This window comes from Micromonospora sp. NBRC 110037 (assembly GCF_001652995.1).
Taxonomy (GTDB): domain Bacteria; phylum Actinomycetota; class Actinomycetes; order Mycobacteriales; family Micromonosporaceae; genus Micromonospora; species Micromonospora chalcea.
On sequence record NZ_BBVA01000005.1, the window covers coordinates 34467 to 53049 of the forward strand.

Annotated in this window: 17 protein-coding genes and 1 riboswitch; of the genes, 6 read left to right on the forward strand and 11 right to left on the reverse strand. The window is 69.6% G+C overall.

Annotation, left to right across the window (positions count from 1 at the left end; genetic code table 11):
• The first annotated feature begins 39 nt into the window (after window positions 1-39).
• From A4R25_RS16480 to A4R25_RS16505, 6 genes are all read left to right on the forward strand, one after another.
• Entirely contained in the window at window positions 40-1002 is a 963-nt protein-coding gene (locus A4R25_RS16480) for a LysR family transcriptional regulator (RefSeq protein WP_043325432.1), read from the forward strand.
• Between the two features lie 104 nt (window positions 1003-1106).
• Window positions 1107-1196: riboswitch (glycine riboswitch) on the forward strand.
• Between the two features lie 138 nt (window positions 1197-1334).
• Window positions 1335-2462 carry a glycine cleavage system aminomethyltransferase GcvT gene (gcvT, locus tag A4R25_RS16485; RefSeq protein WP_064447285.1) on the forward strand — a complete coding sequence of 376 codons (1128 nt, stop codon included), beginning with the start codon at window positions 1335-1337 and terminating at the stop codon, window positions 2460-2462.
• Window positions 2463-2494: 32 nt separating this feature from the next.
• Window positions 2495-2872: a glycine cleavage system protein GcvH gene (gene gcvH / locus A4R25_RS16490; RefSeq protein WP_064447286.1), complete on the forward strand. Its 378-nt coding sequence runs from the start codon at window positions 2495-2497 to the stop codon at window positions 2870-2872.
• A 6-nt stretch (window positions 2873-2878) separates the two neighbouring features.
• A complete protein-coding gene (gene glyA / locus A4R25_RS16495; protein ID WP_064447287.1) occupies window positions 2879-4147 on the forward strand; it encodes a serine hydroxymethyltransferase in 1269 nt (422 codons plus the stop codon).
• Window positions 4148-4239: 92 nt separating this feature from the next.
• Window positions 4240-5166 (forward strand): proline dehydrogenase family protein, encoded by a 927-nt coding sequence (locus A4R25_RS16500; RefSeq protein ID WP_043325427.1) that lies wholly within the window; start codon window positions 4240-4242, stop codon window positions 5164-5166.
• Window positions 5167-5272: 106 nt separating this feature from the next.
• Window positions 5273-6643, forward strand: coding sequence for an L-serine ammonia-lyase (locus A4R25_RS16505; RefSeq protein WP_064447517.1), 1371 nt, complete (start codon window positions 5273-5275; stop codon window positions 6641-6643).
• A gap of 39 nt (window positions 6644-6682) precedes the next feature.
• Here A4R25_RS16505 and A4R25_RS16510 read toward each other — a convergent pair whose 3' ends face one another.
• The 11 genes from A4R25_RS16510 to A4R25_RS16555 all read right to left on the reverse strand — a co-directional run bounded on the left by A4R25_RS16510 (window position 6683) and on the right by A4R25_RS16555 (window position 18556).
• Window positions 6683-8068, reverse strand: coding sequence for an NAD(P)/FAD-dependent oxidoreductase (locus A4R25_RS16510; RefSeq protein ID WP_064447288.1), 1386 nt, complete (start codon window positions 8066-8068; stop codon window positions 6683-6685).
• Entirely contained in the window at window positions 8065-8319 is a 255-nt protein-coding gene (locus A4R25_RS30695; RefSeq protein WP_082931042.1) for a (2Fe-2S)-binding protein, read from the reverse strand. Before A4R25_RS30695 ends, A4R25_RS16510 begins: the two co-directional genes overlap by 4 nt.
• Window positions 8306-9454 carry an FAD-binding oxidoreductase gene (locus A4R25_RS16515; protein ID WP_197494919.1) on the reverse strand — a complete coding sequence of 383 codons (1149 nt, stop codon included), beginning with the start codon at window positions 9452-9454 and terminating at the stop codon, window positions 8306-8308. Before A4R25_RS16515 ends, A4R25_RS30695 begins: the two co-directional genes overlap by 14 nt.
• Window positions 9451-10866 (reverse strand): aminopeptidase P family protein, encoded by a 1416-nt coding sequence (locus tag A4R25_RS16520; protein WP_043325422.1) that lies wholly within the window; start codon window positions 10864-10866, stop codon window positions 9451-9453. The genes A4R25_RS16515 and A4R25_RS16520 overlap by 4 nt, the downstream gene beginning before the upstream one ends.
• A complete protein-coding gene (locus A4R25_RS16525; protein ID WP_064447290.1) occupies window positions 10863-12269 on the reverse strand; it encodes an aldehyde dehydrogenase in 1407 nt (468 codons plus the stop codon). The genes A4R25_RS16520 and A4R25_RS16525 overlap by 4 nt, the downstream gene beginning before the upstream one ends.
• Entirely contained in the window at window positions 12266-13267 is a 1002-nt protein-coding gene (locus A4R25_RS16530) for a proline racemase family protein (RefSeq protein ID WP_064447291.1), read from the reverse strand. Before A4R25_RS16530 ends, A4R25_RS16525 begins: the two co-directional genes overlap by 4 nt.
• The gene (locus A4R25_RS16535) at window positions 13267-14157 is read right to left on the reverse strand and encodes a dihydrodipicolinate synthase family protein (protein ID WP_064447292.1); all 891 of its coding nucleotides are present in this window, start codon (window positions 14155-14157) and stop codon (window positions 13267-13269) included. The genes A4R25_RS16530 and A4R25_RS16535 overlap by 1 nt, the downstream gene beginning before the upstream one ends.
• Before the next feature lie 239 nt (window positions 14158-14396).
• Window positions 14397-15104: a GntR family transcriptional regulator gene (locus tag A4R25_RS16540; RefSeq protein WP_082931043.1), complete on the reverse strand. Its 708-nt coding sequence runs from the start codon at window positions 15102-15104 to the stop codon at window positions 14397-14399.
• Window positions 15105-15684: 580 nt separating this feature from the next.
• A complete protein-coding gene (locus A4R25_RS16545; protein ID WP_064447293.1) occupies window positions 15685-15924 on the reverse strand; it encodes a zinc ribbon domain-containing protein in 240 nt (79 codons plus the stop codon).
• Between the two features lie 69 nt (window positions 15925-15993).
• The gene (locus A4R25_RS16550) at window positions 15994-17220 is read right to left on the reverse strand and encodes a nitrate/nitrite transporter (protein ID WP_064447294.1); all 1227 of its coding nucleotides are present in this window, start codon (window positions 17218-17220) and stop codon (window positions 15994-15996) included.
• A gap of 142 nt (window positions 17221-17362) precedes the next feature.
• A complete protein-coding gene (locus A4R25_RS16555; RefSeq protein ID WP_064447295.1) occupies window positions 17363-18556 on the reverse strand; it encodes a molybdopterin molybdotransferase MoeA in 1194 nt (397 codons plus the stop codon).
• Window positions 18557-18583: the final 27 nt, after the last annotated feature.

The following is an 18583-nucleotide window of genomic DNA, read 5'->3' on the forward strand; positions in this document are numbered from 1 at the left end:
GCCGCCGCACTGCCTGCGGTCGCGTGCATAATCTCGGTCATGGGCATCGATGTGCGCCACCTGCGGGCGATCAGTGCCATCGCCGAGGCCGGAAGCGTGACCGGCGCCGCCGCCCGCCTGGGCCTGTCGCAGCCCGCGCTGACGGCCCAGGTGCATCGGATCGAGAAGACGGTCGGTGGGCCGCTGTTCGTCCGAAGCCGTACCGGTATGCAACCGACCGAACTCGGCAAGCAGGTGCTCCAGCGCGCCCGCGTCGTGCTGGCCGAGGTCGACGCGCTCGTCGAGGACTTCGGCGACCGGCACCCCATTCCGGGCCTGCTCCGACTCGGCACCGTCCACATCGCCTGCGCGGGCAGTCTCGTACGCCATGTCGCGGAAGCGTTCCCGGATCCGGAGATCGCGCTGCAGATCGAGCCGTCCTCGCGCCTGTTGGTGGAGGCACTCACCCGAGGCCAGTTGGATGCCGCGTTGCTGGGCATCCTTGAGGGCTTCGAGCTGCCGATCGGTCCCACGCTCACCAGCCGGCCGCTGATCCCCCGTTACCCGATCTTTGTCGCCATGTCCGCCTCCCACCCGCAGTCCCACCACGAGCAGGTGCGGCTGGCCGACCTGAGAAACGAATCGTGGGTGTGCCCGCCGGGGCCGGACGACGGCTCACTCGCCTCGCTGCGACGGGCCTGCCGCGCCGCAGGTTTCGAGCCGAAGATCCGGTACGAAGCGCCGAGTGGCGCCGCGCACCCACTGGTGGCCGCCGGAGACGGTGTCCGGCTGGTCGACCCGACCTGGGCCCCGGCCGCCGGGACTCGGGTGCTGCCGCTGCGCGGGGAGCCGCAGTTGCTGGCCAGGCTGGTGGTCGTCTGGCGGCGCGATGCGCTGACCCATGCAGAGAGCAGCGCCCTGTTCCAGGCCATCACCCGGGCCTACCTGGATCACGTGAACGACAACGCTGCCTTCGCCCGATGGTGGCGGGCCAATCCCCACGCCCATCCCGCAGCGTCGTAGCGATCCGACGCGATATATAGGCGTCAGCTATGGGCAGGATGATGTTGACGCGGTATGTGCGGTCACCTAACCTGCGAATGACTCACAACTACATAGACACCATTCGAACCTGCACGGGAGAGACTCCGTTCATTCGGAGCGCCGAAGGAGCAAACTCCCAAGAAACTCTCAGGCCCCATTACCGTGCAGGCGAGGTAACTCTGGAAAGCAGACGACCGTCGTCTCACCCACGGTGCAAGCCGCTGACGCAGCGGTGAAGCTCTCAGGTCAATGACAGAGCGGGAGGCAACCGACCGATCGACGCCGCGTGCGTCGGGACGAGGAGCGCCCCCGTGCACCAGGACCCTGCGGCTCTGCTCCGCTCACCTCTGCATGCATCGCACATAGAACACGGAGCTCGATTCACCGACTTCAGCGGCTGGCGGATGCCCCTCCGCTACGGAAGCGAGCTCGCTGAGCACCGCGCCGTACGCGAACAGGCCGGCCTCTTCGATCTCAGCCACATGGGTCAGATCGAGGTGACGGGGCCGGAGGCCCCGACAGCGCTGGACTACGCTCTGGTCGGACACCTGTCTGCCGTACCGATCGGCGGCGCGCGCTACACCATGCTCTGCGACGCCGCCGGCGGGGTGCTGGACGACCTCGTTGCCTATCGCCTCGCATCGCACCGGTACCTGCTGGTCGTCAACGCCATCAACACACGCGTCGTCTATGAGGCCATCAGGACCCGTTGTGCGGACTACGCGGCCTGGGCCGCCGACCGCACGAACGAGCGGGCGATCATCGCGGTGCAGGGGCCGAGCGCCGCCCCCATCGTGGAAGCCCTGACCGGTACGGGACTCACCCGACTTCGCTACTACACCGCAGCGCTACTGGACATCGACGGTCGTCCAGCCGTCGTCGCTCGTACCGGCTACACCGGCGAAGACGGCTTCGAACTGCTCGTACACGCCGAAGACGCGGTCCGCACGTGGGAAGCAGCGCTTGTGGCCGGTCGGCGTCACGGCTTGACGCCCACGGGGCTCGCGTGCCGCGACACCCTCCGCATCGAGGCTGGAATGCCGTTGTACGGCGCAGAGATCGGCCGTGACGTCACCCCGTTCGATGCCGGGCTGGGGCGGGTGGTGTCCTTCGTCAAACCAGGCGACTTCGTCGGACGAGCCGCACTGGCCGAGGCCCACAAGAGCGGTGTCACCCGTCGGCTTGTCGGCCTCGTCGCGTCCGGGCAGAGAATTCCCCGAGCGGGCCAGCAGGTGGTGACGCTGACCGACGACGGCCATGGCGCTGATCCGGTCGGCCTCATCACCAGCGGCGCCCCTTCACCCACATTCAAGCGGCCGATCGCGATGGCCAGCATCCGTGCCGGCACTGGCGACAGCATCCGGCTGGCCGTGCAGGTCCGGGGGACCACCGAGCCGGTCGAGATCGTCCCTCTTCCGTTCTACCGTCGTCCGCGGTGATCCGCGGCCATTCCTTGCGAGGGTTCAGCGTCATGAACGTACCGGAACACCTGAAGTACAGCCCCAACCACGAGTGGGTCAACGACTCGGTTCAGCCGGCCGAAGTGGGCATCACCGCTTTCGCCGCCGAAGCGCTCGGTGATGTCATCTACGTGGAACTGCCCGAGCCGGGGAGCCAGCTGACTGCCGGTGACGTGTGTGGAGAGGTCGAATCCACGAAGTCGGTCGCGGAGCTGTACCTCCCGGTCAGTGGAGAGGTCGTCGCCGTCAACGAGGCGGTCATCGCCGATCCGGGCCTGATCGGCGCCGATCCGTACGGCAAAGGCTGGCTCCTGCGGGTCCGGTTGGCGCAGGTGCCTTCCCTGATGTCGCCGGACGAGTACCGCGCCTTCTCCGACGAGTCGCGGTAGGCCCCGATGGCAGCCTTCGACGATGATCTGGCCGATCTCGACCCCGCCGTCGCCGAGGCGATCGGCCGGGAGCTACGCCGGCAGCACGAGACCTTGGGCATGATCGCCTCCGAGAATCTCGCGCCCCGAGCCGTCCTCCAGGCGCAGGGATCGGCCCTCACCAACAAGTACGCGGAGGGCTACCCGGGGCGGCGCTACTACAGCGGATGCGAGCATGTCGACGACATCGAACTCCTGGCGATCGACCGGGCCAAGCGGCTGTTCGGCGCCACCTACGCGAACGTGCAGCCGCATTCCGGATCGCAGGCGAACGCCGCCGTGATGGCTGCTCTTATCCAGCCGGGTGACACCATCCTCGGGCTCGACCTCGCTCACGGCGGTCGACTGACCCATGGCATGCGCATCAACTATTCGGGGCGACTGTACCGGGCCGTGAGCTATCGGGTAGGCGCCGAGAACCACCTGATCGACATGGATGAGGTCCAAGAACTGGCGCGCGAGCATCGGCCGAAGCTGCTCATCGCCGGTTGGTCGGCCTACCCTCGAACGCTCGACTTCGCCCGATTCCGGCGGATCGCCGATCAGGTGGGTGCATACCTGCTCGTAGACATGGCCCATTTCGCCGGGCTGGTCGCGGCCGGCCTGCATCCCAACCCGGTGCCTCACGCCCATGTCGTCACCCTGACCACGCACAAGACCCTCGGCGGCCCTCGGGGCGGCGCCATCCTCAGCGCGTACACCGATCTCGCGCGGAGGCTGGACTCGGCGGTCTTCCCAGGCCAGCAAGGTGGTCCGCTGGCGCATGTCGTGGCCGCGAAGGCGGTGGCCTTCCGGATCGCCGGAGAACCGCAGTTCCAGGATCAGCAGCGGCGAGCCCTGACCGGAGCGAAGATCGTTGCTGATCGTCTCTGCGCCGCCGAGGTCGCGAAGGCCGGCATCCGGGTGGTCAGCGGAGGCACCGACGTGCACCTGGTGCTGGTCGACCTGAGCCACGCCGATCTCGATGGCGCGCAGGCGGAGCGGCTGCTGCAAGGCGTCGGGATCACCGTCAACCGTAACGCCGTGCCGTTCGACCCCCGCCCGCCGATGGTCACCTCCGGGCTACGGATCGGCACCTCCGGTCTCGCCACCCGAGGGTTCTCCGAAGCGGACTTCATGGAGGTGGCCGACATCATCGCCGCTGCCCTGACCGCCAGGGAGGCTGACACGTCGCTACGCACGCGGGTGGCTCGCCTCGTCGATCGGCACCCCCTCCATCCCGGCCACACCTCCTGACCGTACGGGGAACCCGAGCTTCCGCGGGTGGTAGATCGCTTCGTCACGCTCTGCTGCCTGAGGGCGACGACAGCCCCGAGAAAGGACCCCAATTGCCGAACAAGCTGTTGCTGTTGGCAGCCGGCAGTCACCGACTCCGGAGAATCGTCGCCGGATCCCCCCTGACCCGGGGTGTGGTGCAACGGTTCGTTGCCGGCGAGGTGAACGACGAGGCGATCGCAGTGGCGCGGCGCATCGTCGAATCCGGGATGCGGGTGACGATCGACCATCTCGGCGAAGGAACGACGACAGTCGAGCAGGCCGCCGCCGTACGCGACGCGTATCTCAGCCTGCTCTCCGAGATGCGGATGCCCGGTACGTCCGAGGTGTCGGTGAAACTGTCGGCGCTCGGTAGCGCGCTGCCCCACGACGGTCGCCGACACGCGTATCGGCTGACGCGCGACATCTGTGCCGCTGCGGCTGCCGCCGGCGCCACGGTGACCCTCGACATGGAGGATCACACCACGGTTGACCTGACGCTGTCCGTGCTGGACGAACTGCGTACCGAATTTCCCTGGGTGGGCGTGGCGCTGCAGGCGTGCCTGCACCGTACCCCGGCGGACTGCCAGCGCCTCGCGTACGCAGGGAGCCGGGTGCGCCTGGTCAAGGGAGCCTACGCGGAGCCGGCGTCAGTGGCATATACGCGACGGCGTCAGATCGACGAGGCATTCGACAGGTGCCTGCGGATCCTGATGCAGGGCCAGGGCTATCCCATGGTGGCGACCCACGATCCCCGCCTGATCGACAGCGCCATCGGGCTCGCCCGCGCCGGTGGCCGGAGCACCACCGATTTCGAGGTCCAGATGCTGTACGGCATCCGCGCCAACGAGCAGAGGCGGCTTGCGGGGGAGGGGTACCGCGTGCGGGTGTATCTGCCGTATGGACAGGACTGGTACGCATATTTCACCCGCAGGCTTGCCGAGAAGCCCGCGAACCTGCTCCTCCTGGCTCGATCCTTCAAGCCTGGCGCCGCCGACTGAGCGCGACGCGGAGCTTCCGGCATCGTTCGCCGCGGACCAGGCAGCCATGGGCGGTCACGCGGAACCGAAGACCGTCGTCCGTGGCGATGACAGGAGCATGCGCGCGATGATCAGTGTTTTCGATCTTTTCAGTGTCGGTATCGGGCCGTCCAGCTCGCATACGGTCGGGCCGATGCGGGCGGCTCGTACGTTTGTGGCGGGCCTGAAGGCCGACGGGCAGCTCGCCGACGTGGCGCGGGTACGGGCGGAGTTGTTCGGTTCGCTCGGCGCGACCGGTCACGGGCATGGCAGTGACCGGGCGGTGCTGTTGGGGCTGGAGGGTGAGGTCCCGGAGACCGTCGACACCGACTCGGTGGGGCCGCGGGTGGAGCGGATCCGCACCCAGCGGCGGCTCGACCTGTTCGGCAGTCAGGGGATCGTCTTCGATCCGGACACGGATCTGGTGCTGCATCGCCGGCGCTCGCTGCCGTATCACCCGAACGGGATGACGTTCGCGGCGTACGACGTGGCCGGGAACGAGGTGCGGACGCGCACGTACTACTCGGTGGGTGGCGGGTTCGTGGTGGACGAGGCGGCCGCCGGGGCGGACCGGATCAAGGCGGACAGCACCCGGGTACGGCATCCGTTCCTCACCGGCGCGGAACTGCTGACCGTCACCTCCGAGACGGGTCTGTCGATCAGTGAGGTGATGCTCGCCAACGAGGTGTCCTGGCGTAGCGAGGCGGACGTGCGGGCGGGGTTGCTGGAGATCTGGCGGGTGATGCGCGAGTGCGTGGAGAACGGCTGCACCCGTGACGGCGTACTGCCGGGTGGGTTGAAGGTCCGGCGGCGCGCGGCGGAGATGCGGCGCAGCCTGGAGGCGGAGACCGGAAGCGGGGACCCGCTGCGCGCGATGGACTGGGTGACGTTGTTCGCGTTGGCGGTCAACGAGGAGAACGCGGCGGGCGGGCGGGTGGTCACCGCGCCGACGAACGGGGCTGCCGGGATCATCCCGGCCGTGCTGCACTACTACACCCGGTTCGTGCCGGGCGCGTCCGAGGAGGGCGTGGTGCGGTTCCTGCTGGCGGCGGGCGCGATCGGTGTGTTGTTCAAGGAGAACGCCTCGATCTCGGGTGCGGAGGTGGGCTGTCAGGGTGAGGTGGGTTCGGCGTGTTCGATGGCGGCGGCCGGGCTGGCCGAGGCGTTGGGCGGTACGCCGGAGCAGGTGGAGAACGCCGCCGAGATCGGCATGGAGCACAACCTGGGGCTGACCTGCGACCCGGTGGGTGGCCTGGTGCAGATCCCGTGCATCGAGCGCAACGCGGTGGCCAGCATCAAGGCGATCACCGCGGCCCGGCTGGCGTTGCGGGGCGACGGGGTGCACCACGTGTCGCTGGACAAGGTCATCAAGACCATGCGGGAGACCGGCGCGGACATGAAGGTCAAGTACAAGGAGACCGCGCGGGGCGGCCTCGCCGTCAACGTCATCGAATGCTGAGGGCACCTCCGCGCCGGCCGTGATTCGTCGTGCGCGAGATCAGTCGTCGCCGGCGAGGTCGGCAAGCGTGATCGGCTGCATCAGCGTACGAGACGCATGTCCCTGAAGATCCACCGAACTCACCGGCCGTCCCGCCTCTCGGGCGGTGAGGCATGCTGTGGCGTAACCACATGTTCGCCCCTGGCACCAGCCCATGCCGGCGCGGGTCAACAGCTTCGTGCCCCGGGCATCGCCCGCGGACAGTTCACGCACCGCCTGCCGAACAGCGCCTGCCGACACCTCCTCGCACCGACAGACGAGCGTCTGGTCCTCACACAGGTCGGGCCAGAACGCCGGCACGGGATGAACCGCGTGCAGAGCCGCCGCGAAACGACGCAGTCGACGCCGGATCCGCAGCAGCCGGCTGCGCTCACCCGCACACAGCGGCTCCGCACGACCGAGAGACCGGGCGATCGCGTCCCCGGCGAGGTGCCCTTCCACGAGCGCCAGCTTCGCCCCGCCGACGCCGGTCACCTCGCCCGCTGCATACACGCCCGGTACCGAGGTCGCTTGATCCGGCCCGATCCTCACCACGAGACTGCCGTCGCGGTCCATGAATGTCTCGCATCCCAGGGCGACAGCCACCTCCACCTGCGGGGTGAAGCCGAAGCCGACGGCGAGACCGTCGCAGCCGACGTGTCTCTCGCTGCCGGGCACCACCGAGCCCAGCGGGCTGATCGCCGCCACCGTCACCCCGGTCAGCTGCTCGTCGCCGTGCGCGGCCACCACAGCCGTACGCCGCCGATACGGCACCCGACGGCGCAGCATGCGCCAGCCGTACCGGCCTGCCTCGGTCAACTTGCTCGCTGCGCCGAGAACCGCACCGACATGCCGTGCGTACCGGACAGGGTCGTTCGCCTCGTACACGCCGACCACCGTGGCGCCGGCGTCGGCCAAGCCGGTCGCGACCGGCAACAGAAACGGTCCGGTACCCCCGACGACGACGCGTCGCGCGAACACCACCCCTTGACCCTTCAGCAGGGCCTGAGCTCCACCTGCGGTGACCACCCCCGGCAGATCCCAACCTGGAAAAGGGACAACCCGGTCATGAGCTCCGGTGGCGATGACGAGTCGCCGGCCGTACACGACCGTGGAGTGCGTGTGGACGGCGAACTGCGGACCGACGTCGTCCGAGCGAGACTCGACGAACCACAGTGCCGCGTCGGGGTGGTGATGGAGCTGGTCGAACCGTGCGCGCAGACCGGCGAACACCGCCCAGTCCGTGTGGCTGTGGGCATCCGCTCCGGATCGGTGCCGCCAGTACTGTCCGCCGGGACGCGGCCCGGCATCCAGGACGGCCACCCGGCAGCCGGCGTCGGCCGCCGTGACCGCCGCGGCCAGACCGGCCGGTCCTGCACCGATCACCACCAGGTCGTACGTGCTCATGTCCTCTCCCGCCGCTCGTCCTGAGGTTCGATCACGTCACCGCTGCGGGCGACCACCAGACAGGCCCGCTGCGACGGCACACCGTTGACCGTGACGAGACAGTCGAAGCACACGCCGATGCCGCAGAAGACCCCCCGGGGTCGCCCTTCGACGCGTGTGCTCCGCCAGGATCGGATCCCGGCGGACAGAAGAGCCGCGGCTACGCTCTGCCGCCCGTCGTGAGGGATCGAGCGGCCGTCAAAGGTGAACATGGTGACGCTCCGGTGCGAACGGTCGTAGATCTACATGCGGGCGGCGGTCGGTCAGCAGTGCCGCGATGGCGTGCCCGGTCGCCGGGGCGAGGCCGATACCGGCGCCCTCGTGGCCGGTGGCATGGTAGAGCCCCGGCACGTTCTTGTCCGCGCCGATGATCGGCAGGTGGTCCGGACTGTACGGCCGGAAACCCCGGTAGGCGCGGATCGCGGAGACGTCGGCCAGGATCGGGAACAGGCGTATCGCAGCCGCTGCGAGCCCTCTCAGCGCCGGCAGAGACATGGCCGGGTCGAAGCCGACATGCTCCCGGCTGGACCCGATCAGGATCGTGCCGGCGCGAGTCCCCTCCACCACCGGGGAGATCTCCAGCCCAGCGGTGCTGCGCTCGACGTTCGCAACGTAGCCGGCGGCGTAGACCTTGTGCCGCACGAGCTCTGGCAGCGGCTGGGTGACCAGGACGAAGCCACGTCGAGGCAGGATCGGCAGTTCGACGCCCGCCAACGCGGCGACTCTGCCAGCCCATACGCCGGCGGCGTTCACCACCCTGGTCGTTGACAGCACGCCATGATCAGTCCGCACAGCTCGAATCCCCCCGGTGCCGTCCCGGAGCAGGCCGACGACGCAGGTGCCGGTCAGTACCGTTGCCCGGGCCGCACGGAGCAGGTGTGCGGCGGCGAGCATGGGCTGGACCTGCATGTCCTGGGGATAGTGCACCGCACCGACGAGATGGGGGGACAGGTGCGGCTCGTAGCCGGGCAACTCATGCGAGGCGACGGCGTGCGCCTCGACGCCCGCAGCACGCTGGCGGTCCGCGAACGCCGCCAGCGTGTCGTGCTCTGTCGCCGAGGCCGCCACCACCAGTCCGCCCTTACGCTCCAGTTCGATCTGCGCATCGCCCACCGTCTCGCCCAGTTCGCGCCACAGCGCGACGGAATGAAGCGCCAGGCTGAGTTCCGGTCCGGGTGATTTGTCGGACAGGAGGATGTTGCCTTCGCCGGCCCCGGTGGTGCCGGACGCGACGCCCGCCCGGTCCACCACTGTCACCGTCAGGCCGGCCCGGGCGGCGTAGTAGGCGCAGGCGGCACCGGTCATCCCGGCGCCTATCACCACCACGTCGGCGCCGGCGTCGATCACGACGACACCCGGTGCATCCATGCCTCGATCTCGTCGGGACGTCGAGGTAGCCCGGAGGAGAGGACTCGACAGCCGTTGTCGGTGACGAGAACGTCCTCCTCGATCCGAATCCCGATTCCGCGCAGCTCAGCCGGAACCAACTCGTCGTCAGGCTGGAAGTAGAGGCCGGGCTCGACAGTGAGAACCTGGCCGGCAGCCAGCCGTCCGTGCAGGTAGCTGTCAGCGCGGGCAGCCGCGCAGTCGTGGACGTCCAGACCGAGCATGTGGCCTGATCCACACAGCGTCCACCGCCGGTAGAGCCCAGACTCCTCGGTCAAGGCGCGTTCCGGCGACACAGGCAGCACGCCCAGGTCGGCGAGGCCGTACGCCAGCACGGTCATCGCCGCCTGATGGAACGCACGCCAGTCGGCGCCCGGCTTGAGGCAGTCCAGAGCTGCGTCGTTCGCCTTCAGGCACAACTCGTAAAGATCGCGTTGCAGCGGACTGAACCGGCCGGACACCGGTAGAACCCGAGTGATGTCTGCCGTGTAGAGCGACCTCGTCTCGGCACCGGCGTCGAGCAGCAGCAGGTCCCCGTCGCGGACCGCTCCGTCGTTGTCGATCCAGTGCAAGGTGGCGGCGTGCGCACCGGCGGCCACGATCGAGTGGTATCCGACGTCGTTGCCCTCCAGGCGGGCTCGCTGCCAGAACACCCCCTCCAGGTAACGCTCGGACGTACGCTTCGCCATCGGCAAGGCACGCACCATGTCCTCGAAACCGCGGGTGGTGATGGCTACCGCCTCTTCCAGCTGGCCGATCTCCCAGTCGTCCTTGACCAGCCGCATCTCATCCAGTACCGCGGCGAACTCCAGGTCGCCCGGCCCCGCGGCGTCGGCCGTCAGCCCATCCACGTGCACGTCGACTCCACGCAGCACGCGGGTCGGAACGCCCCGCCCGGACAGAACCGATTCCAGCTCGGCCAGATGACGGGTCGTCACAGCCAGCCGCCGACGGCTCTCTCCCAAGGTGGGCCGGCGTCCGGCCCACAGTTCCCCGTACATCCGGTCACGGAAGAACTCGGGCGTGCTCCGGTCGGATCGGGGGCGAAGATAGAGCATCTCCTCGCCGTCCGGCTCGATGACCAGGACCCCGTCTGAGGACTGGTCGCCGGTCAGCCAGACATAGGCAGAATGCGGGCGGAACCGATAGTGCTGGTCGTTGGAACGCCTCTTGAAGCTTCCGGCCGGGACGACGAGCCGTTCCCCGGAGAAACGGCCGTGCAGCTGTCTCCGGCGTGCCGCGGCCCAGCCGGCGACCTCGTCGACCTGTGTGACGTACTGCTCGCTGTCCGCCCACCCGGAGAGCATGAACTTCTCCAGCGCGGGGCTGACCGGCAGATCATGACTACCGGTGTGCAGGTCGACCCGTTTCATGCGGCCTCCTCGGCGGGATTGGGTGGGGGAGTGCAGAGGGTGATGGTGCGCAACGAGGTGTAGAAGTCCAGTGCGGCTGTGCCCTGTTCTCGAGGGCCCTGGCTGGACGCCTTCTCACCGCCGAACGGCGCATGGAAATCGACTCCGGTAGTGGGCGTGTTGACCCGGATGAGACCGGTGTCGACGGCCCGGACCACCTCGAACAACCGGCCGATGTCGCGGCCGTGGACGGACGTCACCAGCCCGTACTGAACATGGTTGACCAGAGCGGCCGCGGCGGGCAGGTCCGGCACGGTGAAGATGCTGGCCAGCGGGCCGAACGTCTCCTCGCACGCGACCGGATGGCCGGGGTCGACCGAATCGAGCAGCACCGGCGCCACATAGAGGCCGTCACCCGGGGACGTGAGACGGGTGAGAACCCGGCCTCCTGCCGCGCGGGCTGCCGCGACGCCGTCCAGAACTCGACGGCGCGCGGCGTCGGTGATGACGGGACCGACTGCGACGCCGGCATCGGCCGGGTCGCCGACGCGTAGCCCCGCCACCGCGGCCACCAGGGCTTCGGTGAGCGCGGTGGCATCGCCCACCACGATGATCCGCCGGGTCGCGGTGCACTTCTGGCCCGCATATCCCATGGCGGCACCTGCCAGCATCGTGGCAGTGGTGGCCGGGTCGGCGTCCGGCAGCACGACCGCGGCGTTCTGTCCGCCCATCTCCGCCTGCACCGGCAGCCCGGCGCGAACGGCGGCGGCGGCGACACCCCTGCCGACCGTCGCGGAGCCGGTGAAGGACACGACGTCAGCCGCTTCGACGACGGCCTGTCCGGTGTCCGCACCTCCCGGCACGACATGGAGCAGATCGTCGGGCAGCAGCCCGTCGAACAGGCCCGCCACCAACTCGCCGCAAGCCAGCGCCTCGGGTGACGGCTTGAGCAGCACTCCGTTACCAGTGGCGAGGGCCGGTGCGGCCTTCCACAGGGGGATGGCCAGTGGAAAGTTCCACGGCGTGATCAGACCGGCCACGCCCCGCGGCCGACGTTCGGTGAACAGCAGTCCCGGCTGATTCGCCGGCAGCGTCGGCGCCAGCAGGTCGCCGATCGCCGCGAAGCAGGACTGTGCGTAGTAGTCGAGGATCGCAGCGGCCCGGCTGACCTCGGCGTTCGCTTCCACGACCGGCTTGCCCACCTCGCGGACGATCAGGGCAGCCGCTTCACCGGCCCGAGCCCGCAGCCGGTCCGCCGCCCCGCTCAGGGCGGCGGCGCGGCCGGAGGGATCCCGACGGCGCCAGGCGTCCTGCGCGACACGGACCGAATCGGCGAGCTTCCGCACACGATCAGGAGTGACCGGGGCACGCTCCGCGACGACATCGTCCGGCTTCTGAGGAGAACGGCTCTGAATGAGACTCACAACATGAATCCCGCCGGGAAAGGATCCTCGGGGTCGAGGAAGAACTGGGCGGTACCGGTAAGCCACGCCCGCCCGGTAACTGTCGGCACCACCGCGGGCCGACCGGCGACGGTGGTCGTATCGACCAGCCGACCGGAGAACCGGCTGCCGATGATGGACTCGTTGACGAATTCCTGTCCGAGGGGAAGCAACCCGCGGGCGTGCAACTGCGCCATCCTCGCCGACGTGCCGGTCCCGCAAGGGGATCGGTCGAACCAGCCGGGATGGATGGCCATGGCGTGGCGTGACAACCGGGCGGTCGCCCCCTCCGCCGTCAGGTAGACGTGGTGGCATCCGGAGATGTGCGGCTGCTCGGGGTGCACGGGCCGGGCGGTGTCGTTCACGCCTCTCATGACGCCGAGGCCCACCTCCAGCAGCCGTTGTTTGTCCGTGCGATCCAGTCGCAGGCCCAGCTCCGGCAGGTCGACGATCGCATAGAAGTTGCCGCCGAACGCGAGGTCGTAACGGACGTGGCCGTAGCCGGGGACGTCGACCAGCGCGTCCTGTTCCACCAGGAAGGAAGGAACGTTCTGGATGGTGACAGCGGTGGCGCGGCCCTGCTCGACCTTGACAGACGCCACCACCAGTCCGGCCGGCGTATCGAGGCGGATCGTGGTCACCGGCTCGGTGACCGGCACCATCCCGGTCTCTGCCAGTACGGTAGCCACACCGATCGCACCGTGTCCGCACATCGGCAGGCACCCCGACACCTCGATGAAGACCACACCGACGTCGGCGTCCGGGCGGGTGGGCGGCTGGAGGATCGCACCCGACATGGCGGAGTGCCCGCGCGGCTCGTACATCAGAAACGTGCGCAGGTCATCGCGGTGGTTCGTCAGGTACTCCCGACGTTGCGCCATGGTGTCGCCCGGCAGGAGCGGCGCGCCTCCGGTCACCACCCGGGTGGGCATTCCCTCCGTGTGGGAGTCGACGACGTGAATGAGGCGGCTACTGCGCATCAGCGGTGCCCTGCCGCGAGCAGCCGTTCGGTCGTGGTACGGATGACCGCGGCGTCGGTGGAGGCCAGTGGCTGGCGCGGCTGGCGCGTGAAGCCGCCGGGACGACCGGCTACATCCATGGAAAGCTTGATCGCCTGAACGAACTCAGTGCGCGAATCCCAACGGAGCAGCGGATGCAGTGCCCGGTAGAGGAGGACTGCCGTCCTGAGATCACCCGCCGTCGCGGCCTCGTAAAGGCGAACGCAGCTTGCCGGAATGGCGTTCTGGTAACCGCCAATCCATCCCACTGCGCCCGCGATCAGGAATTCGAGCGCGACGTCGTCCGCGCCGGCGAGGATGTCGAGACCAGGCGCCGTCTCGGCGATCTGGTACGCCCGGCGGGCGTCGCCGCTGAACTCCTTGACCGCGACGATCAAATTTTCGTCGTGTAGACGCCGCAGCAGGTCGGGTGTCAGGTCCACCCTCGTGTCCATCGGATTGTTGTAGGCGACGATCGGTAGACCTGCCTTCGCCACCTCCCGGTAGTGGGCCAGCACTGCTGCCTCGTCAGCGCGGTACGCCGTCGGTGGCAGCAACATGACGGCCGGGCAGCCTTCCTCCGCAGCCTGCTCGGCCCAGCGCCGTGCCTCGTCGGCACCGTAGGCCGAGACGCCTGGTACGACGGCGAACCCATCAGGGGCGGCTTGCACCGCCGTTCGCACCACCGAAGCCCGTTCCTCGCTGCTGAGCGCCTGGTATTCACCGAGGGAACCGTTGGGGACAACGCCATGGCAGCCGTTGTCAGCGAGCCACCCGACATGTGCAGCGTAAGCACCGAAATCGATGCCCTGGTCGGCGTGGAACGGTAGAGCGGTCGCTACGAGAACCCCACGCCACGGCGCCATTTCCATGCGGCCTCCATCAGTAATATGTTACATAGCACCATAGTGGCTGCGCCCGCCCCGTCAAGAGGTGAATCGGCCCGGCCCTGGCGCGTTCGAGGTCAGTCGATGACGTGCTGAGGGCATGACCGCATGCGATGACGGGCCGGCCGCTGCCGGCGAGCACAGTAGGTGTGGCCCCGAGGTGCCATGCTGGCGGCCGGGGGCGGCAGCCAGCATGGCGGACGTGCTAACAGAGCACGGTGGCCCTAGTCTTCACGACGGGCCGCCCAGATGCCCCGGACGTGCCGCAAGTGGTGTCGCATCAGGCCGACCACGGCCTCACGGTCACCCCCGGCGATGAGCTCGATCAACTCGAGATGCTCGTTCGCGGAGTCGACCAGACCTCCACTCTCCACCAGTGCGTCGAGACCGTACAAACGGGTGTGATTGCGCAGGTCGGCAACCGTCTCGACCAGCCGTTGATTCCCGGCGGCACGCAACAGTGTCAGGTGGAAGGCGTTGTCCGATTCGATGTACGCCACCAGGTCCCCACGTCCGGCAGCAGAAACGATGTTGTCCGCCAACCTCCGCAGTTCCCGCACCTGCGGTTCCGACAGTCTGCCCGTCTGGTCGGCCACCACCGGAATCTCGAGAAGCTCCCGAATCTGAGTGATCTCGTCCAGATCCCGCTCGCTGAGGGCCTTGACGCGGAATCCCTTGTTCTTGACGATCGAGACCAAGCCCTCCTTGGCCAGGTCGAGGATCGCTTCGCGAACCGGCGTGGGCGAGACGCCGAAGCGTCCGGCAAGCATCGGGACGGAGTAGGTCGAATCCGGCCTCAAGCTGCCAGCCACGATAGCCGCGCGCAGGGCGTGCGCTACGTCCTCGCGTAGGCTCTGCCGACTCTGAAGCGGGTTCAGGTCCAGCGTGGATGCGGCAGCGCTCGCATCGCCAGTCCGCTGGTTGCCTTTCACAGTTGCATCCGCTCCGGTCCCGTCGAGCCAACCCTGAGAACAAGGCCGCCCCCCCGGGGGCCCGCCCTTCATCCCTGCTGACGGCGGCCCTGTCCCTCAGTGCCACTGTCAACCACCGCGCCGATCTCGGAGCCTACCCAGTGGGTATCGTCTCGACATCTACCGGGCGGCGGCCGGTGGGTCGCAGCCTGCTGGCGTCCCCCTCGGGCTTGCCGTGCCCGCGGGGCCGGGAGTGGGAGCGGCTCAGTTTCGCTCCTGGCTGTGGCGGCCTGAACCGAGGCGGGCCGGCTCTGGTCGTACCCCGCGCCCGGCCCAGCAGACATGACCAGGAGGCCGTCGCAGGCGGGACCTGCTGGCCGACCTCGCCCTCGGGCTCGTCCGCGCAGACCGGCCAGTTCCCGGACGAAATGGCCGGGAACTCGCCCTGCTTCGGAGGCCGCCACGCCGTCTCCGTCCGGCTGACGGCGCGGGCCGCGGCGGAGCCGATGCCCGCGACCGCACGCTCCAGTGCATCGACCGACAGCGTCGGCGTGGTGAGGGCGATCGGGATCAGCTGGTCAGGTCGGCCCATTGGAAGCCGTTACGCAAGGGTTGTCCGCCGATGTGCGTTGCGGGGATGGGGGATCTGGTTGGCGAGGGCGTACTCCTGCGGGAAGCGGCAGCGGTAGTAGGCGTCGCCGTGGTTGTACTGGCCCTGCAGGCGACGGTCGCAGGCGGCGCAGTAGATGAGGCCGCGGAAGACGTACGGGTTGCGGGTTCCAGCCATGATGCCGGTGTGGGCCATGGCCACGTCGTCGACGACCCGGGTCACACCGTTCATTCGACGGACCCGGCCCTGACGAAGCGGTCAGTGGCCAGACCCGGCACCGGTCAGCCCGCACCGAGACCGTCAACCGGCGAGGCGGGCCAGGCCTCCCATCTTTACCGCGGTGAACACCGCGGCGGCCAGCGCCACGTCGGAGAGCAGCATCAGCCCGATGGCGTAGGAGCCCTGCGACCCGTACACCCAGCCCATGACCAGAGGTGGCACGAACCCGCCGAGCCCGCCGGCGGCCCCGACCAGCCCGGTGACCGCGCCCACCTGGTCGGCGGGGGCGACCTTGCCGACCAAGGCGAACACCGCGCCGCTGGCTGCGCCGAGCAGCACCGCCATGCCGAGCAGCGCGACCGTGGCGACCGGCATCAGGGCCGGCTGGAAGGCCTGCACGACGGCGAACCCGGCCACCCCGGCGAAGCACCACACCAGCACCGGCACGGGGTGCAGCCGGTCGGAGAGCCAGCCGCCCGCCGGGCGGGCCAGCACGGCGAGCACGACGAACCCGGCGGTCCGCAGCGCACCGTCCGCGGCGTCGAGCCCGTAGGCGGTGCGCAGGTACGCCGGCAGGTACACGCTGAAGGCCACGAACCCGCCGAACCCGACCGCGTACAGGAAGCACAGCTGCCAGGTGACGGTCAGCCGGGCGACGTCGGCGAGCCGCTGCCAGGCCGACCCGGTGGGCCGGGCCGGGCCCGGCGCGTCGCGCAGCAGCAAGAACGACAGCACCGCGTACGCCGCCAGGATCGCCGCGACCAGCAGAAACGGGGCCCGCTCCCCGTAGGTGTCGGCCAGCCGGACGGTGGTGAAGTTGGCGATCGCCGTGCCACCCATGCCGACACCGAACACGCCGATGGCGAAGCCGCGCCGGGCCGGCGGATACCAGCCGGACACCAGCGGGACGCCGACGGCGAAGGCGGTGCCGCCGATGCCGAGGAAGAAGCCGGTCACGATCAGCGCCGGGTAGGAGGAGACCGTGGTGAGGGTCAGCACCGGCACGATGGTGACGACGGTGACCAGCGGGAAGACTACCCGGGCTCCGTACCGGTCGGTGAGCGCGCCGACCGGGATGCGGCCCAGCGAGCCCACGATCACCGGCACCGCGACGAGCAGGGACTGCGCGGCGAAGCCGAGCCCCAGCCGTTCCTTGATGCCGGGGCCCAGCGGACCGAGCAGGGCCCATGCCCAGAAGTTCACCAGGAAACCGAGGGTGGCCACGGCTAGCTGGAGGGCGGCGCCGGAGGTGGCCTCGGGACGCCCGACCGGGGCGGTGGACCCGGCTTGGTCACGGATGCTGGTCATCGTTCAACTCCGTCAGGATTGTCGTGCTGCTGTCGCGGCGTCAAAGGGGAATGCGGCGGTCCGCTTCACCGGTACGAGCCTCGCTCGAGCCAACCCACCCCGGCAGGGCCGGAAGACCCGGCCAGGAGGACGTCCCCACCTGTCACGGCAGGGTGAGCAGACCGACCGGGGTGCCGGGACGCCAACCGGGCGGCACCACGGCCAGCGCGTCGGCGTCCGCCGCCGCGCCCAGGTATCCCGGGTGCGCCCCGTCGACCAGCCGCACGCCCCGCGCGCCGCGCCGAACCGGCACGATCCGGGTGTTCCGCTCGTCGAGGCGCAACGGATCGGTGAGGACGGCGGTGTCCAGATCGGCCGGCGGCCGTCCGGCCAGCCCGGTGAGCAGCGGGTCGATCAGGGTGAGCGCGGCGACCAGCGCCGCGTACGGGTTGCCCGGCAGGCCGACGATCCACTGGGCCCCGGCCTGGGCCAGGATCTGTGGGTGCCCGGGCCGGCACCGCACCCCGTCCACGTGCGCCACGGCCCCGAGGTGCCGCAGCGACGCGTGCAGCCCGTCCGCCGGGCCGACGGAGGACGCCCCGCAGACGACCGTCACGTCTGCTTCTCGCGTGCTGTCCGCGATCGCCTCGGCGAACCAGTCGGGCTGGTCGCCGACCATCCGAGGACCCAGGAGGTCCGCTCCCCAGGCGGACAGCAGCGGGGTCAGCATCGGGCCGATCGCGTCCCGGACCCTGCCCCACGGGGGACGGCCGGCGTGGATCACCTCGTCGCCGCTGATCACCAGGCGGGCCCGGGGTCGGGCCCGGACGGTGAGGTGGTCGAGGCCGACGCTCGCGGCCAGCCCCAGCACCGCCGGCGTGACCGGCGAACCCGTCGGCACCAGTTCCTGACCGCGGGCGGCGTACTCGCCCGCGCTCCGGATGTGCCGACGGTCGCCCGGCACCGCCCGCAGGACGTCACCGATCCGGTCGGCGATCTCGTAGGGCACGACCCGGTCCGCCCGGGCCGGGACGGGAGCGCCGGTGGCCACCTCTACGGCGGTCCCCTCGACCAGGGGCGCGACGGCGTGGGTGCGACCGGCCAGGATCCGGCCGACCACCCGCCACGGGCCCGGACCGCGCACCGCGTATCCGTCCATCGCGGAGTTGTCGAACCCGGGCAGCGGGACCGCCGCGACCAGTGGCGCCGCGAGGGTCCGGCCGGCGGCGGAGGCCAGCGGTACCGACTCCGCGGGCAGGGGAGCGGGGAGCCGGTGGGCCAGCGCCCGCGCCGCGGCCCACTCCGTCGCGGGTCGGGACGAATGGTGACTGTCGGTGTGGTGCGGTGCGATGGTCACCGGTGGTTCCTCCCTGCCGGGACGTCG

Coding starts and splice junctions, on each gene's coding strand:
- glyA (WP_064447287.1), top strand. CDS start 2,879: ATGGCAGCCTTCGACGATGATCTGGCCGATCTCGACCCCGCCGTCGCC.
- A4R25_RS30695 (WP_082931042.1), bottom strand. CDS start 8,319: ATGTTCACCTTTGACGGCCGCTCGATCCCTCACGACGGGCGGCAGAGC.
- A4R25_RS16520 (WP_043325422.1), bottom strand. CDS start 10,866: ATGAAACGGGTCGACCTGCACACCGGTAGTCATGATCTGCCGGTCAGC.
- gcvH (WP_064447286.1), top strand. CDS start 2,495: ATGAACGTACCGGAACACCTGAAGTACAGCCCCAACCACGAGTGGGTC.
- A4R25_RS16480 (WP_043325432.1), top strand. CDS start 40: ATGGGCATCGATGTGCGCCACCTGCGGGCGATCAGTGCCATCGCCGAG.
- A4R25_RS16545 (WP_064447293.1), bottom strand. CDS start 15,924: ATGAACGGTGTGACCCGGGTCGTCGACGACGTGGCCATGGCCCACACC.
- A4R25_RS16530 (WP_064447291.1), bottom strand. CDS start 13,267: ATGCGCAGTAGCCGCCTCATTCACGTCGTCGACTCCCACACGGAGGGA.
- A4R25_RS16550 (WP_064447294.1), bottom strand. CDS start 17,220: ATGACCAGCATCCGTGACCAAGCCGGGTCCACCGCCCCGGTCGGGCGT.
- A4R25_RS16505 (WP_064447517.1), top strand. CDS start 5,273: ATGATCAGTGTTTTCGATCTTTTCAGTGTCGGTATCGGGCCGTCCAGC.
- A4R25_RS16510 (WP_064447288.1), bottom strand. CDS start 8,068: ATGAGCACGTACGACCTGGTGGTGATCGGTGCAGGACCGGCCGGTCTG.
- A4R25_RS16535 (WP_064447292.1), bottom strand. CDS start 14,157: ATGGAAATGGCGCCGTGGCGTGGGGTTCTCGTAGCGACCGCTCTACCG.